The following is a 15,307-nucleotide window of genomic DNA, read 5'->3' as shown; positions in this document are numbered from 1 at the left end:
CGCACCCAGGGCGGCTCATTAGCCCATGTACAGCCCACCATTGACCGGATAATCGGCGCCGGTCACATACGACGCCTCGTCCGAGGCCAGCCAGGCGCACAGGCCGGCGACTTCTTCCGGACGGCCCAAGCGCCGCACCGGCACCGATGCGGCCAGGCGGTCCAGGACATCCGGGGGGAAACTGCTGATGGCCTGGCTGGCGATGTAGCCCGGCGAGAGCGTGTTGACCGTCACTCCGCGTGACGCTACTTCGGCGGCAAGCGCCCGGCTGAAGCCATGCATGGCGGCCTTGGCGGTGGCGTAGTTCACCTGGCCGATCTGCCCCTTGTGGGCGCTGACCGAACCGATGTTGATGATGCGTCCCCAGCCCCGCGTGGCCATGCCATCGACCACCTGCTTGGTCAGGTTGAAGAGCGCGTTGAGGTTGGAGGCGATCACCGCATTCCAGTCCTCCACCGTCATCTGCCGGAACAGCAGGTCGCGGCTGCCTCCGGAGTTGTTGACCAGCACGTCCACTTCACCCACTTCCGCGCGCACTTTGGCGAAGGCGGCGCTGGTCGAGGCCCAGTCGGTGGCATTGCCCTCGGAGGCGATGAAGTCAAAGCCCTGCTCGCGCTGCTCGCGCAGCCAGTTGGCCTTGCGCGGCGAGTTCGGCGCACAGCCGGCAACAACCGTATGGCCGGCGCGGGCCAGGCTCTGGCAGATGGCAGTGCCGACACTGCCCATGCCGCTGGTGACGTAAGCGATGCGAAGAGTCATTGCGGAACGCTCCTTGGTAACGGGATCAGGCGGCGAGGGGATACAGGCCGAACAGCAGGCTGCCGACCATCAACAGCAGCGAGATGGCGATGGCCCACTTCAGGGTGAATTTCTGGTGGTCGGCGAACTCGACCTTGGCCAGGCCCACCAGCAGGTAGGTGGAGGGCACCAGTGGGCTGAGCAGATGCACCGGCTGGCCGGCCAGCGAGGCGCGGGCCATTTCCACCGGCGTGATGCCGTAGTTGCCAGCGGCTTCGGACAGGATCGGCAACACGCCGAAGTAGAACGCGTCGTTGGACATGAAGAAGGTGAACGGCATCGAGGCCACGGCAGTGATCACCGCCAGATAGGGGCCCCACGAATCCGGAATCACCGCCAGGAAGCTGTGCGACATCGCCTCGACCATGCCGGTGTTGTTGAGGATGCCGGTGAAGATGCCCGCCGCGAAGATCAGCGACACCACCGACAGCACGTTGCCGGCGTGGTTGACCACGCGACGGCGCTGCTCGGCCAGGTTCGGGTAGTTGATCACCAGGGCAATGGCGAAGCCGACCATGAACAGCACCGGCATCGGCAGCACGCCGACGATCAGCGCGGTCATCAGGACCAGGGTCAGCACCAGGTTCACCCACAGCAGCTTGGGTCGCTTGATGTCCTCGGCATCCTCGACCGTCGGCAGCGCATTGCTGTCGTCGGACACGCTGCTGTCCATCCAGCTGCCGCCCTTGGGCAGCGTCACCACGCCCAGCCGGCGGCGTTCCTTCAGGCCCAGGTACCACGCCAGCAGCAGCACGCCCGCGCAGGCGATCACCATCGATGGGATCAGCGGCACGAACACATCAGCAGGATCAACGTGCAGTGCGGTGGCGGCGCGTGCGGTCGGGCCGCCCCACGGAGTCAGGTTCATCACGCCACCGGCCAGGATGGTCACGCAGGTCATGTTCAGCGCGTTCATGCCCAGCCGCTGATACAGCGGCAGCATTGCCGAGACCGTGATCATGTACGTGGTCGAGCCATCGCCATCGAGCGAGATCAGCATCGCCAGCACGGCGGTGCCGAGCACGATCTTCATCGGATCGCCCTTGACGAAGCGCAGGATCACCCGCACCAGCGGATCGAACAGTCCCGCGTCGATCATCACGCCGAAGTAGAGGATGGCGAACATCAGCATCACGCCCGTCGGCGCGATCTTCTTGATGCCTTCCAGCATCATTTCGTCGATGCCGGCGCCAAAGCCACCGATCAGCGCGAACAGGATCGGGATGGTGATCAGGGCCACCAGCGGTGACAGCCGCTTGCTCATGATCAAGTACATGAATGTAATGACCATGCCAAAGCCGAGGATGCTCAGCATCATCTGCGGACTCCTTGAGAAAACAGGACGTGGGAAAGGGAGGGGCGGGCGCGGAAGAGGCTCAGAAGTCGTACTGCAGGCGGCCGGTCACGGCGCGCGTGCGGTCCACCGTGATCCCGGCCAGGCGGTCACGGTTGCGGCTTTCGATGACGTTGAGCATGAATCGCAGGTTGTCGCGCAGGTACCAGTTGCCGCCGAGCGTCCAGGCTTCGGTGCTGCCGCGGCGCAGGTCGGGAGCGCCGTCGAGGTGCTGCGCGCCCCACATCCGGTCGTAGCGCAGCGCGACTTCAAAGGCACCGGCCTTGTGACGGATGTCCTTCACCCTGGCGAAGCGGCCGGTCTTGCGGTCGTAGGCGCGGCTCTCGCCGGTAACGAACCAGCTGAGCATGCCGTAGCCGGCCATGACGTCGCCGCGCTGGGCGCCGTCATCGAAGGTCGCGCCGCTGAACTCGCCCTGCCATGACAACGGGCCACGGACCTGGGCGTACTCCAGCGACCACTTGTTGACGTCGGTATCGCGGCCTGCGGAGAAATCGACCAGGGTCAGGCGGCTCTCATCGGACAGATGGCCGGCGGGGCGCGGGCGGATGCGCAGTGCCGGCACGCCGTTGGCGCCAGGGTTGTCGTACGCCTCACGGGCCAGCGACAGGCCCAGGTGCAGTACATCGCCGTCGCTGGGCGAGGGCGCCCAGGTCACGCGGCCGCCGACGGCGCGCCCCTTCACCTGCCAGGCATCGATGCTCTCCAGGCTGTAGACGCTGGCGGCCCAGGTGAAGTCACCCGGATTGGCCTGCCACGAGGCACCCAGCCGGTACAGCGGCGCCAGCGTGGTACCGGCATTGCCGCGCTCCAGGAAGCTGCCGTAGTTGGAGCTGGTGCGGTCATCCAGCGAGAAGTACTGCTTGAACTGGCCGACCGTCAGCTTGCCGGCCTTGCCGAAGCTGCGTGCCAGGTAGACGTCCTTGGCTTCTACACGGTCGCCGGAGAAGTCGGCTTCCATCTTGTAGTCGACCACGAAGAACCTGCCGGAGACATCCAGCCAGGCGCGGCGGATCTCGGTGTCATCCTTGTTCGGCGTACCGCGGTTGTCATTGTCGAACGTGGCGAAGTCCAGGTGCAGGCGACCGCCCAGCGTGGCGGTGACCGGCCGCTCGTCTTCAGCGGCAAAGGCCGGCGCGGCCAACGCAGCCAGGGCCATCATGGCGGCGGAACGCGGCCAGGCAAACGTGAATTCCACAAACCCTCCCAGGTGCGCGCCAGGCGCGCGGCAATCGTGGGCACCGGATGGTGCGCGGCCGCAGTCTGGGTCGCGCAAGCTGTCATCCGCCTGTCAGCGGTTTGTGCGTTGCAGCGTAAAAGCGGCCGCTGCGCTCGCCGGGCATGGCCCGGCGCTACCCCCGTGCAGGCTGCCCGGTCGCGCCGGTCCATCCATCCCCCCGCGACGCCCGGTAGCGCCGGGCCACGCCCGGCGGATGTATCCCCGCGATGCCGGGTAGCGCCGGGCCATGCCCGGCGGATGCATCCCCGCGATGCCCGGTAGCGCCGGGCCATGCCCGGCGGATGTATCCCCGCGCGATGCCGGGTAGCGCCGGGCCATGCCCGGCGGGCAGGCCGGGCGGCATGCGGTAGCATTCGCTTCCCCTCCCACGCTTGTCCCCATGCGCCTGCTGCTGGTTGAAGACAACCCGGATCTGGCCGATGCGATCATCCGTCGCATGCGCCGCAGTGGGCACGCGGTGGATTGGCAGGCCGATGGCCTGGCCGCTGCAAGCGTGCTGCGCTACCAGAGTTTCGATCTGGTGGTGCTGGATATCGGCCTGCCCAAGCTTGATGGGCTACGCGTGCTGGCCGGCATGCGCGAGCGCGGCGACAGCACGCCGGTGCTGATGCTGACCGCGCGCGACGGCATCGAGGACCGCGTGCAGGCGCTGGACGTGGGTGCCGATGATTATCTCGGCAAGCCCTTCGACTTCCGCGAGTTCGAGGCGCGTTGCCGCGTGCTGCTGCGACGGGCCCGCGGCCAGGCCAGTGAGGTGGTGCAGGTGGGCGGCTTCCAGTTCGACAATGCTGCGCATCGGGTCACCCTGGATGGCGAGCCCATCGAGCTGCCCAACCGCGAGTACCGTCTGCTGGAAATCCTGGTCGGCCGGTTGGGCCACGTGGTCGGCAAGGATGAGATCGGCAACGGCCTGTTCGGCTTCGATGACGAGGCCGGGCCGAACGCGATCGAGCTCTATGTCGGCCGCCTGCGCAGGAAGCTCGCCGACGCGCCGCTGCGCATCACGACCGTGCGCGGCGTCGGTTACCTGCTCGAGGCCCGCGACGAAGGCGTGGACAGCGATGGCTGACGCGCGCCCGGCAGCGGCCGCGCCGGGTTCGCTGCGGCGGACCCTGCTGCTGTATCTGGGTGCGCTGCTGGCGGTGTTCGCAGTCGCCCTGCTGTTTGCCGCACGCGACTACGGCCAGCGTGCGGCCAATCGCTCCTACGATCACCTGCTGGCGTCCTCTGCACTGTCCATCGCGGATTCGGTGGCGCTGGCCGATGGCCAATGGCAGGTCGACCTGCCGTACGCGGCGCTCGACCTGCTGGCGATGGCGCCGGAGGACCGGGTGTTCTACCGCGTCGCGGACAGTCGCGGCACGCTGATCACTGGCTACGGCGACCTGCCGGTGCCACCCCGGCGGCCGGGGAGCCAACCGCAGTTCTTCGATGCGCGCTACAGCGGTGAGACCGTGCGCTTCGTGGTGGTGGGCCGCAGCTTCGCTGCTGCGTCCGCGCAGGGGGAGGTGCTGGTGCAGGTCGGCCAGACCCGGCGCGCGCGCGAGGCGGTGGCGCAGGACATGGTCAACCGGTCGCTGCTGGCGATCGGTGTGCTGTCCGGTCTGCTGCTGGCGCTGGTCGCCTTCGGTGTACACCGTGCATTCCGGCCACTGGTGAGGGTAGAACGCGAACTCTCGCGCCGTGAACCGTCGGACCTGAAGCCGCTGGATGCACGTGTGCCCCGTGAGATGGACCAGATGGTGGCGGCGCTGAACCGCTTCATGGAGCGGCTGTCGAGCAGCAACGAGACCCTGCGCGCGTTCATGGCGGAAGCCGCGCACCAGATGCGTACCCCGCTGGCCGCCCTGCGCGCGCAGGCGCAGCTGGCGCTGGATGATGACGACCCGCAGGACATGCGGCGCAGCCTGCAGGCCATCGAGCGCAATGCCACGCACATGAGCCGGCTGCTCAACCAGCTGCTCAGCGATGCCAGCGTCATCCACCGTTCGCATCTGCAGCGGTTCGCGCCGGTGGACCTGGCGGAAGCCGTGCACCAGGCATTGCACGAGGCGTTGCCGCAGGCCGGTCCCGTGCCCCGCGTGCAGCTGGCCGTTACCTCCGAGCAGGTGCATGTGCACGGCGATGCGCTGCTGCTGCGCGAGGCGATCAAGAACCTGGTCGACAATGCGTTGAAGTACGGCGGCGATGGCCCGCTGCAGATCGCACTGACGGTCGAGGGCGGCCAGGCGGTGCTGACCATTGCCGACCACGGCCCGGGCATCGCCGCGGCCGACGCCGAACGGGTGTTCGAGCGATTCGCCCGTGGCGAAGGCGTGCCATCCGGTGGCGCCGGTCTGGGGCTGGCCATCGTCAAACGCGTGATCGACAGCCATGCAGGCCATATCGACCTCAGCAACCGCCCGCAGGGGGGGCTGATCGCCACCATCCGCCTGCCCCGGAGCAACCCATGATCCGCCTGTTAGCCGCCGTCATCGCGCTGCTGCTGGCTCTGCCTGCGCAGGCTGCACCCGGCGATGTGCGCCGTTTCCCCGCACGTGAGACCGCCACTGCCCAGCTGCGCATCCACGGCACCACCGACATCGAGGTGTTCGCCGTGGTGATCGCCGACTACCAGCGGCTGCATCCCGGCACGGAAGTGGTGTACGAGGACATCATCACCCAGGATCTGTACGCGCGTTACCTGCAGGACCGCACCCGCCCTGCGTCGCCGGATCTGCTGATCTCCAGCGGCATGGACCTGCAGACCAAGCTGGTCAATGACGGTCATGCCCTGCCACACCGCTCGGCGCAGACCGCGGCGCTGCCGGCCTGGGCACAGTGGCGGGGCGAGGCATTCGGGATCAGCTACGAGCCGGTGGTGATGGTCCACAACACGCGCACATTGCCTGCTGCCAAGGTGCCGCATACACGCCGGCAGCTGCTGGACCTGCTGCGCGCGGAAGGCGCGCCCCTGCGCGGACGGGTGGGCACCTACGACATCGAACGCAGCAGCGTGGGCTACCTGCTGGCCACGCAGGATGCGCAGCGTGGCAGCATTGCCGGTGCGCTGCTCGGGGCGCTCGGCGACAACGAGGTGGTTCGCGAGGAGCGCACCGGGGTGCTGCTGGACAAGGTTGCCAGCGGCCAGCTGTCGCTGGTCTACAACGTGCTCGGCTCGTACGCGCAGGCGCGCATCGATGCCGGCGCGCCACTGGCCATCATCGAGCCGGAGGACTACACGCTGGTGGTGCTGCGCACGGCCGTGATCCCGCGCACCGGTCCGCATCCGGAGGAGGCGCGGCGTTTCCTCGATTACCTGCTGTCGCCGCGTGGCCAGCAGGTGCTGTCGCGCGAGGCGCGGCTGATGCCGATCGTGCGCAGCGATGCCCGGCGCGATGATGCGCCCGGTCGCAGCCGACGCCCGATCCAGCTCGGGCCGGGACTGCTGGTCTACCTGGACGCGCTCAAGCGGCGCCAGTTCCTCGATGCCTGGCGCAGCAGCGTGGAGCCCGCCGGGCGCTGATGCCCTGGTAGCGCCGGGCCATGCCCGGCGGATGCAGTGCGCTGCCCGTACAATGGCCGCATGAGCGAATACACCATCCTGATCGCCGATGACCACCCGTTGCTGCGTTCGGCGGTGGTGCAGTCATTGCGGCAGAGCCTGCCGCTTGCCCAGGTGCGCGAGGTCGCCAGTGCCGACGCGCTCGCCGAGGCGCTGGATGCGCATCCTGACGTGGACCTGGTGCTGCTCGACCTGACCATGCCCGGTGCCCACGGTTTCTCCGCGCTGCTACACGTGCGCGGCTCGCATCCGGACATTCCGGTGGTGATCCTGTCGTCCAACGATCATCCACGGGTGATCCGGCGCGCGCAGCAGTTCGGCGCAGCCGGTTTCATTCCGAAGTCGGCGCCCGCCGAGACCATTGGCGAGGCGGTGACGGCGGTGCTGGAAGGTGGCCTGTGGTTCCCGGCGATGGCGGCCGAGCGTTCTGAGGCCGATGCACTGCTGGCCAGCCGCCTGGCTCAGCTGACACCGCAGCAGTTCCGGGTGCTGCTGTGCCTGGCCGATGGCCTGCTCAACAAGCAGATCGCCTACACGCTGGGGTTGGCCGAAAACACGGTGAAGGTGCATGTCACCGCGATCCTGAAGAAGCTCGAATGCCACAGCCGCACGCAGGCCGCGGTGCTGGTGAAGGCGCTTGAGCCGGAAGGTGATGCGCGGACAGGATTGAATGGCTGATGGAGGCAGGCATCCAGACGGCGATGCTTCGTCTGCTGCAGTCAGGCAAGAACCTCTTCAACGAAAACTGAAAGCTGATGATCTGTCGGTGCGCTGGCCGGCGAGGAATTTCGCTCCGAACGCGGTGTCAGCATGGGCCGGGGGCGGAAGGGGGACAGATCGCAATCTGACTACGGCAGTTGGTGAGAAAGCGTCGAAGATCATTGCGGCGGAGAATTCCTGCCGTCCCGCAGGGTAGGTGCCAGGATCGAAGCTGGGGGGTATCCTGTCAGAAGTGGTTTTGGTGAGCGCGCCTTCAGAAGCTCGAGCAGGCTCATCATCTTGGCGTCCCAATCGCTTGAAAAGCGGTGGTGTGAGTCGATCTGAAGATTGTAGTCCTCACCCCGATAGCGCTGCTGCGCCATGTTTCTGGCCCAGCCGCATCCCTTGGCGTGGACGTAATCTATGTCGATCAACTCGATGCTGGCCCCGTGCCTCCGAAGGCAGTGGACCGTCGTGCCTTCTTTGTCTGTTGTATCGATCAGTTCGAATCCAGCTGCTTCGAAGATCTGAATATCCTGTTCTGCTCCATGTTGCCAGCAGACAACAATGCGCAACCGGGATGGCGAGGTGGCGTTTTCTATCATGTCCTTCAGCGTGGGCACCAGCTGTGGGTCTCGATAGCTCGGTATCTGCACGAAGATTGTTTTCTTCAAATTCATCGGAGAGGGTGTTGTTCGTGGCCTGATGCAACGGGATGCTTCAGTCTGATTGATCCATCAGTTTCCGCCGATCGAGTTCGCTGCAGGATCGGTGGAGAAGATGAATCTGTTCTGGTAGCTCGAGCCAAGATTCTCAGAAGCTTCGGCGTAGCTGAAGGTGGGTGAGGATGCATCCGATGCGAACCTGCGGCCCCAGGCTTCATGCTCGGCGTTGCTTCGGGCCCGGGCGATGCCGAGGCAGATGGTCAGGCCGCATGACAGCTGCTCCAGTACGGCCTCCTGACCCATTGCGCGCGTGAGTGATGACCGATAGTGCCTGGTCAGATCCTGCGCTTCGGGGATGGACGCAGCGTCCTTGTCCATGCGATCCATCGCATCTGACATGCTTCTGCTGGAGTGCAGGAGGTCTTCAGCAGCCTGGCCTGAGATGCCATGCTCGAACATGAGCATGGATTCTGAACGCAGATGCCCGGGTGATGATGCTGCGTGCTGGATGGTCGCCGCCGGAATGTCTGTTGTCGGCCGCTTGGTTGGCGGTTCTGTGCTGGCAGCATTTGATCCGTCTTGATTGAGCTCCGGTCCCGCCGCCGCATTTCGATGACTGGCGTTGGGGTCTGAGGTTCTGTCGTCGGTGCACCCTGCACAGGACAAGCAAAGCAGCATTGCAGTGGCCAGATGAGCGAACGGCATGATTGAGCGGGATATGTCAGGGAAGCGCACGGTGGATCCTCGGTCGTGGGTCGCGGCAGTCAATCCAGAGGGCAATCGAAGGGACCGTTGCAGTCCGGCGGACGAGTTGTCTGAAACACAGTCTTCACTCTTCCGCCGCAGCAGTCGGTGACTCTCCAGTTTCCGGCTGTGCCGACAGTGACGACACAGCTGTTTGTGCAGCGATACCTGACGCCGTTGAAGATCGTTTCGCTTTCTGCACGCGCTTCGCTGTCTGTCATTGCCAGGCCTGCTGCCAGAACGACGCTGCCAGGATGACGTTTGTCCATCCATTGCGCTGAGTGTGGTCGCCCGATCGGCCAGGTCACGAGATGGTCCTCCGTTCTGCGGCGCATGTCAGTCGGGAAACTACCTGTCTTCATTCCGCATTTTTCTGTGTACTGCGCATCCATACCCATCTGAGGGGCATGCTGGGCTTTCCCGCCCGGCCGGTATCGCGCGAACAATGGCCTGCGCAACGTGAGCGGAATCTGCGGAGTACGATGCCATTCGGGGAGTGTGCAGCGGTGCCCTACGTGGCGGAACCGCGCTACCCGCGATGTCGCAGCAGCAATTGTGTCATCAGCGCCCGCAGCGCCGGCGGCTTCACCGGCTTGGCCATCATGCCCCAGCCTCGTTCGGCCGCCATTTCGCGCAGACCTGCGTCGCGCTCGGCGGTCACCAGCACCACCGGCGGCCGTGCCTGCCAGTGCTCGGCCAGCACTTCGTACAGCACCGGCCCGTGATGGTCGCCCATGCGAACGTCCAGCAGCACCAGCTCCGGGACGGACCCCACGCCGGCCAGCTGCAGCGCGGCCTGGGGGCCATCGGCCAGCACCACCTCGCATCCCCAGCGCTCCAGCAGGGCACGGCTGGCAGCGCAGACATGCGGATCATCATCGATCACCCACACGCGGCGGCCGCGCAGCGGATTGTCTGCCGCCGGTTCCTGTGCCTGCGCCGGTGCCTGCGCAACAGCGGGAATCGCGTTGGCATCGCCAAGAGGTACGCCCACTGCGAACACGCTGCCTCGCCCCAGTTGCGAGCGCAGGCGGATCGGATGGCCGAGCAGGCGGCCGATACGGTCGACGATTGCCAGGCCCAGGCCGGCGCCGCGCTGGTGACCATCGTGCAGACGGCGGAATTCCTCGAAGATTTCACCCTGCAGCGCATCAGGAATGCCGGGGCCCTGGTCATGCACTTCAATCCACAACTGGTCTCCGCGCCGGCGGCAGCCGAGCAGCACCCGGCCACGCTCGCTGTAGCGCAGTGCGTTGGACAGGAAATTCTGCAGGATGCGGCGCAGCAGTGCTTCGTCGCTGACCACCACCGCGCGGGTATCCACCCAGTCCACGACCAGCCCGCGTGTCTGCGCGGCGATGCCGAACTCGCGTGCCAGCGTCTGCAGCAGCGGGCCCAGCCGGAACGCATGCACGCGCGTGGGCAGGCTGCCTGACTCCAGTCGCGCGATGTCGAGCAGGCTGTTGAGGATGGCATCCTGCGCGGCCAGTGCGGCATCGATGTGGTCGGTGGTCTGCTGCTGCGCCGGGTCGGTCAGCTTGCCGCGCAGCACGGAGACGAACATGCGCGCGGCGTTCAACGGTTGCAGCAGGTCGTGCACCGCGGATGCGACGAAACGTGTCTTGTAGCGGTTGGCCTGTTCGGCTTCGCGGCGGGCCTCGTCGAGGTCATGGGTGCGCTCGGCCACGCGGTGTTCCAGCGCATCGGCCAGTGACCGCAGTTCGCGTGCAGCGTTCTTGTAGCTGGTGATGTCGGCGTAGCTGGTGACGAAGCCGCCATCAGGCAGCGGATTGCCACGGATCTCCAGAACGGTGCCATCGTCCTTTTCGCTCTCGCGCATGTGCGGGCGGCCACTGCGCAGGTGGTTCAGGCGACGCTCGATGGCCTCGTCGATCGGCCCCGGCCCGAGCAGGCCGCGGCGTGCGTTGTAGCGGAACAACTCTTCGATGGGCCGGCCGACACGGACCAGCCCCGGCGGGAAGCGGAACAGTTCCAGATAGCGCGAATTCCAGGCGACCAGGCGCTGTTCGCGATCAATGATCACCACGCCCTGCGGCAGGTGCTCCAGGCTGCGGCTCAGGCCGCTGTCGGCATCGGTGGCAGCCTGCAGCAATCCGTCCTGGGCGGTGCGCAGTTCCTGTGCATGCTGCTTGAGCAGGGTTTCCAGTTCGCTGCGGCTGCGCTGGCGGTGCCGGGCCAGGCGCCGGCGCTGCTGCACGAACAGCAGCAGGAACCCCAGTGCCAGCCACGCAGCGGCGCCGGCCAGGGCGGCACCGCGTCCGGCGCTGGTGGCGGCACTGGCATCGTGCAGCAGATGCAGGTTCCAGTGTTCGTCGGGCAGCGCCAGGCTCTGCCACAGCATCGCCTGCGGCAGCACCGGGTCGAGCAGGCGCACCATGCGGCCACCATCGGCCAGCACATCCTCGGTACGCACCCGCAGGGGCTGCAACGAGCGGTCGGCATACTGGCGGGCATCAAGCATCTCGCGGCGCTCGTCCGCGCCCAGCGGCCGCAGCAGGCGGTAGCGCCAGGCATCGCGGTTGGACAGGAACACCACGTCATGGTTGTCGCTGGCCAGCACCACGTCCGGGCTGTTCAGCCACTCCTGTTCCAGTGCCGACAGCTCGATCTTGATCACGATCACGCCGATGCGCTGGCCGCGGTCGTCGACGATCGCCTCGGACATGAAATAGCCGGGCACGCCGGTGGTCATGCCGATGCCGTAGAAGCGGCCGCGGCCGTGGGCCAGGGCCTGCTGGTAATAGGGCCGGTAGCTGTAGTCCTCGCCGACGTTGGTGGTCGGCTGGTCCCAGTTGCTGGCCGCGACCGCGACGCCATCGCGGCCGACCAGGGTCAGGGTGGAGGTTCGGGTGACCTGGTTGGCGCGCTGCAGTTTCAGGTTCAGCTGCTGGCGCTCGGCGGGCGAGGGCGGCGTGCGCAGTACGCGCAGCAGGTCCGGGTCCAGTGCCATCACCTGCGGCAGGGTGCCGAAGCGGTCGATACGCTGCTGCAGGCCCTGGCCGTACAGCTGCAGCTGGCGCTGGACCTGCGTGCTCTCGGCCGCCAGGGCGCTGCGCCACGCGTAGTGGCCCGCCGCGATCGCGCACAGCACGGTGCCTCCGGCCAGCGCGAGGAGGGTCAGCAGCAGCATCCGGTGGCGGCCGAGCCAGTACATGGCGGCAGTCTACGCAGTGAGGGCGGGCATGACGTGCATGCCCGCCGGATTCCGCACCGTGGCGCGGATCAGAAGTGCATCTGTGCGCGCAGTTCGAAGATCTCCGGGGTGCTGTGCACACCGCGGCGGCTGGCATCGACCTTGACGTAGTTGGCCTGGAACTTGAAATGGCTGGTCAGGTACCAGTTCGCGCCCAGGGTCAGGTCGTGCTGACGGCCCCCGAGGATACTGCCGTCGTCCAGATCCAGGCGGCTGTAGCGTGCCACCAGCTCGACCGCGCCGTAGTCGTGGGCGGGCTTGATGTTGGCCACGGCGCCGGCGTTGTACGGACGGGACTCGCCGGTCAGCACCCAGCTGGCCATCGCGTACTGGCCGTGGCCGGTGTAGTCGGGCTTGCCGTCGTTGCGGGTGACAGTGGCCTGCAGCGCTTCGGCCTGCAGCGAGAAGGGGCCACGGATCCAGATGCCTTCCAGGCCGGTGCGGCGGATCTGGTCGGCGGTCACCAGCGCGCCGGAATCCACGTAGCGGATGTCGGTCAGGCCGGCTTCCGGGCGCGCGCGCAACCGTGCGCTGGCCTCGTGATGGACGTCACGGCCATCGCGGTAGCCGCGCGGGTTTTCCTGCGAGTAGGCCAGGCCCAGGTGGATCACATCGCCCGGTGCCTTCACCGGCGTCCACACCGCACGTACCGCCTGCGTGGTGCCGGGGTTGTCGCCCTGCAGGTCCTTGCCGCCGTAGGCACCGGCCTGCAGCAGGTACTGCGGGCGCTCAAGCACCCATTCCACACCGGTGCGGCGGCCGGCGTAGAACGCCTGCACCGGCAGCGCGGTCTCCAGGAAGGTACCGGCGCGCGAGGAGGTGTTGGCATCCAGGCCGACCGGCGTCTTCATGTAGCCGAAGCGGAAGCGGCCGATGTCGCGGCCCACGAAGGCCTTGCTCTCCAGGCGCAGGAATACGTCCAGCCAGGTGTCGGCCTGGAAGTCGTAGTACACCATCGCGTCGTACACGCCCTTCTTCTTCAGTGTGGCGCCGAATTCCTTGCGGCGCACGGCATCGTCATCCTCCAGACCGCTGCCGGAGGAGAAATCGTTGTAGTCGTAGGCAATGTTGGCGGTGGCCGCCAGCTCGGTGCCGTCGCCGAACGCGTACTTGGTCGGCCAGTTGTCGAAATCGGCAGCGGACGCGAAGGCGGGCAGGGCGGCCAGCGACAGGGCCAGCAGGGTGGGAATGGGGCGCATGTTGGGTGCGGCTCTCTCGGATTGCGTAGGGTCAGGACAACAACGGCCGCCAGGGCCGGAACTTGGGCAGGGACGCTGCGGGCCGTTCAGCCCGCGCCACCGGCCTCCCGGCGCGGTGCGATGCCGGGCCAGTTTAGGGGTCCCGGCCACCTGAACCGGGGGGCTAGTACCAATAGGTTATCTGCGTTGGCGTGCCCGGCGCGTACAAAGGCGTCCATTGGTCGCCACCCTGCGCGTGGAGCGAGGGGGCGGTGACCAGCTTCCACGGTATCGGCTCCCATGCAGTTCCGGGGCCATACGTGCCTGAAAACGCCCTTCCCCGGAGTCCGCCATGCACATCCCGACCGCTGCCCCGGCGCCTGCAAAGCCGTTGCCGATCTACCGCCAGCTGTACTTCCAGGTGATCGTGGCGATCGTCCTGGGCGCCATCCTCGGCCATTACGAACCCCTGATCGGCGAGAAGATGAAGCCGCTCGGCGATGCCTTCATCAACCTGGTGAAGATGATCATCGCGCCGGTGATCTTCCTGACCATCGTCACCGGCATTGCCGGCATGACCCATCTGCGTACGGTCGGCCGCGTGTTCGCCAAGGCCATGGCCTACTTCCTGTTCTTCTCCACGCTGGCGCTGGTCGTGGGCATGATCGTGGCCCACGTGGTACAGCCTGGCGCGGGCATGAACATCAACCCGGCCGAGCTGGACCAGACCGCGGTGCACAGCTACGTCGAGAAGTCGCATGACCTGACCCTGGTCGGCTTCCTGATGGATGTCATCCCGAAGACGCTGATCAGCGCCTTCGTGGACGGCAACATCCTGCAGGTGCTGTTCGTGGCCGTGCTGTTCGGCATCGCGCTGGCGTCGGTCGGCGAGAAGGGCAAGCCGATCCAGAACTTCCTCGAAGCGCTGGTGGCTCCGGTGTTCAAGCTGGTGCACATGCTGATGAAGGCTGCTCCGATCGGTGCCTTCGGCGCGATCGCCTTCACCATCGGCAAGTACGGCGTGGGGTCGTTGATCAACCTGGCCTGGCTGGTCGGTTCGTTCTACATCACCGCCTTCCTGTTCGTGGCGGTCATCCTGGGCGTGGTCTGCCGCCTGTGCGGGTTCTCGGTGTTCAAGCTGGCGCGCTACCTGAAGGCCGAACTGCTGCTGGTGCTGGGTACCTCTTCGTCCGAGTCGGCGCTGCCGTCGCTGATGGAGAAGATGGAGCGGGCCGGCTGCAGCAAGTCGGTGGTGGGCCTGGTGGTCCCCACCGGCTACTCGTTCAACCTGGACGGCACCAACATCTACATGACCCTGGCGGCGCTGTTCATCGCCCAGGCCACCAACACCGAACTGACCCTGGGCCACCAGATCGCGCTGCTGCTGGTCGCCATGCTCAGCTCCAAGGGCGCGGCCGGCGTCACCGGTGCCGGCTTCATCACCCTGGCGGCCACCCTGGCCGTGGTGCCGGAAGTGCCCGTGGCCGGCATGGCGCTGATCCTCGGCGTGGACCGCTTCATGAGCGAATGCCGCTCGCTGACCAACTTCATCGGCAATGCCGTGGCCACGGTGGTGGTCTCGCGCTGGGAAGGCGCACTGGACCGTGACCGCCTGAAGCTGGCGCTGGATGGTCGCGAAAGCGAACTGCCGCCGCCGGTCGATGCCGTGCCGGAGGCACTGCCCGCCAAGGGCTGATCCAGGTGTGTGGTACCGCGGGGCCGGTCACGTGAGTGGTGCGGCCCCGCGGCGTTTCAAGGCGTCCCATGGCTGTCATCGGCAGCGCCGAAGCTGGTGGCTCCAGGTTGTCGCATACGCCAGGGAATTGTGCGGTCGCAGCATGCCTGCGACAGGATAGCGACAGGTCCGGGCG

The 15,307-nt window shown here is 66.7% G+C and carries 12 protein-coding genes; 5 read left to right on the top strand and 7 right to left on the bottom strand.

Going from position 1 to position 15,307, the window contains the following annotated elements; translation table 11 throughout:
* Nucleotides 1–18: 18 nt before the first annotated feature.
* From phbB to ACZLIF_RS17215, 3 genes are all read right to left on the bottom strand, one after another.
* Entirely contained in the window at nt 19–759 is a 741-nt protein-coding gene (phbB, locus tag ACZLIF_RS17225) for an acetoacetyl-CoA reductase (protein WP_053517420.1), read from the bottom strand.
* Between the two features lie 25 nt (nt 760–784).
* A complete protein-coding gene (locus ACZLIF_RS17220) occupies nt 785–2,113 on the bottom strand; it encodes a CitMHS family transporter (RefSeq protein ID WP_053517450.1) in 1,329 nt (442 codons plus the stop codon).
* A 61-nt stretch (nt 2,114–2,174) separates the two neighbouring features.
* Nucleotides 2,175–3,314, bottom strand: coding sequence for an OprO/OprP family phosphate-selective porin (locus ACZLIF_RS17215; RefSeq protein ID WP_478462650.1), 1,140 nt, complete (start codon nt 3,312–3,314; stop codon nt 2,175–2,177).
* 457 nt (nt 3,315–3,771) lie between these two features.
* Here ACZLIF_RS17215 and ACZLIF_RS17210 point away from each other — a divergent pair, with 457 nt between their 5' ends.
* From ACZLIF_RS17210 to ACZLIF_RS17195, 4 genes are read left to right on the top strand one after another with little or no spacing between them, the layout of a single operon-like run.
* The gene (locus ACZLIF_RS17210; RefSeq protein ID WP_053517418.1) at nt 3,772–4,461 is read left to right on the top strand and encodes a response regulator transcription factor; all 690 of its coding nucleotides are present in this window, start codon (nt 3,772–3,774) and stop codon (nt 4,459–4,461) included.
* On the top strand, nt 4,454–5,845 hold the full coding sequence (locus ACZLIF_RS17205; RefSeq protein WP_128989894.1) for a sensor histidine kinase: 1,392 nt from the start codon (nt 4,454–4,456) through the stop codon (nt 5,843–5,845). Before ACZLIF_RS17210 ends, ACZLIF_RS17205 begins: the two co-directional genes overlap by 8 nt.
* Nucleotides 5,842–6,897, top strand: a complete 1,056-nt coding sequence (locus ACZLIF_RS17200) for an ABC transporter substrate-binding protein (RefSeq protein ID WP_478462136.1) — start codon at nt 5,842–5,844, stop codon at nt 6,895–6,897. Before ACZLIF_RS17205 ends, ACZLIF_RS17200 begins: the two co-directional genes overlap by 4 nt.
* 60 nt (nt 6,898–6,957) lie before the next feature.
* Nucleotides 6,958–7,614 carry a response regulator gene (locus tag ACZLIF_RS17195; protein WP_128989898.1) on the top strand — a complete coding sequence of 219 codons (657 nt, stop codon included), beginning with the start codon at nt 6,958–6,960 and terminating at the stop codon, nt 7,612–7,614.
* A gap of 200 nt (nt 7,615–7,814) precedes the next feature.
* On the opposite strand, the gene ACZLIF_RS17190 is transcribed toward ACZLIF_RS17195, so the two are convergent.
* The 4 genes from ACZLIF_RS17190 to ACZLIF_RS17175 form a co-directional block, all read right to left on the bottom strand.
* Nucleotides 7,815–8,315 carry a GlcNAc-transferase family protein gene (locus ACZLIF_RS17190; RefSeq protein WP_128989900.1) on the bottom strand — a complete coding sequence of 167 codons (501 nt, stop codon included), beginning with the start codon at nt 8,313–8,315 and terminating at the stop codon, nt 7,815–7,817.
* Nucleotides 8,316–8,372: 57 nt separating this feature from the next.
* Nucleotides 8,373–9,035, bottom strand: coding sequence for a hypothetical protein (locus tag ACZLIF_RS17185; RefSeq protein ID WP_128989902.1), 663 nt, complete (start codon nt 9,033–9,035; stop codon nt 8,373–8,375).
* A 538-nt stretch (nt 9,036–9,573) separates the two neighbouring features.
* Nucleotides 9,574–12,219: a hybrid sensor histidine kinase/response regulator gene (locus tag ACZLIF_RS17180; protein ID WP_128989904.1), complete on the bottom strand. Its 2,646-nt coding sequence runs from the start codon at nt 12,217–12,219 to the stop codon at nt 9,574–9,576.
* A 68-nt stretch (nt 12,220–12,287) separates the two neighbouring features.
* A complete protein-coding gene (locus ACZLIF_RS17175) occupies nt 12,288–13,457 on the bottom strand; it encodes an OprO/OprP family phosphate-selective porin (RefSeq protein ID WP_074899754.1) in 1,170 nt (389 codons plus the stop codon).
* Between the two features lie 331 nt (nt 13,458–13,788).
* Between ACZLIF_RS17175 and ACZLIF_RS17170 the strand changes: the two genes are divergently transcribed.
* On the top strand, nt 13,789–15,132 hold the full coding sequence (locus ACZLIF_RS17170) for a dicarboxylate/amino acid:cation symporter (protein WP_053517411.1): 1,344 nt from the start codon (nt 13,789–13,791) through the stop codon (nt 15,130–15,132).
* Nucleotides 15,133–15,307: the final 175 nt, after the last annotated feature.

Source organism: Stenotrophomonas sp. 2201_Sma (assembly GCF_056486685.1).
The sequence above is the reverse complement of the archived record's forward strand: the minus strand, read 5'-3'. Positions and strand labels throughout refer to the sequence as shown.

Bases quoted from the DNA above. Each gene is read 5' to 3' on its own strand.
- phbB (WP_053517420.1), bottom strand. From the start codon at position 759: ATGACTCTTCGCATCGCTTACGTCACCAGCGGCATGGGCAGTGTCGGC.
- ACZLIF_RS17220 (WP_053517450.1), bottom strand. From the start codon at position 2,113: ATGCTGAGCATCCTCGGCTTTGGCATGGTCATTACATTCATGTACTTG.
- ACZLIF_RS17215 (WP_478462650.1), bottom strand. From the start codon at position 3,314: ATGATGGCCCTGGCTGCGTTGGCCGCGCCGGCCTTTGCCGCTGAAGAC.
- ACZLIF_RS17210 (WP_053517418.1), top strand. From the start codon at position 3,772: ATGCGCCTGCTGCTGGTTGAAGACAACCCGGATCTGGCCGATGCGATC.
- ACZLIF_RS17205 (WP_128989894.1), top strand. From the start codon at position 4,454: ATGGCTGACGCGCGCCCGGCAGCGGCCGCGCCGGGTTCGCTGCGGCGG.
- ACZLIF_RS17200 (WP_478462136.1), top strand. From the start codon at position 5,842: ATGATCCGCCTGTTAGCCGCCGTCATCGCGCTGCTGCTGGCTCTGCCT.
- ACZLIF_RS17195 (WP_128989898.1), top strand. From the start codon at position 6,958: ATGAGCGAATACACCATCCTGATCGCCGATGACCACCCGTTGCTGCGT.
- ACZLIF_RS17190 (WP_128989900.1), bottom strand. From the start codon at position 8,315: ATGAATTTGAAGAAAACAATCTTCGTGCAGATACCGAGCTATCGAGAC.
- ACZLIF_RS17180 (WP_128989904.1), bottom strand. From the start codon at position 12,219: ATGTACTGGCTCGGCCGCCACCGGATGCTGCTGCTGACCCTCCTCGCG.
- ACZLIF_RS17175 (WP_074899754.1), bottom strand. From the start codon at position 13,457: ATGCGCCCCATTCCCACCCTGCTGGCCCTGTCGCTGGCCGCCCTGCCC.
- ACZLIF_RS17170 (WP_053517411.1), top strand. From the start codon at position 13,789: ATGCACATCCCGACCGCTGCCCCGGCGCCTGCAAAGCCGTTGCCGATC.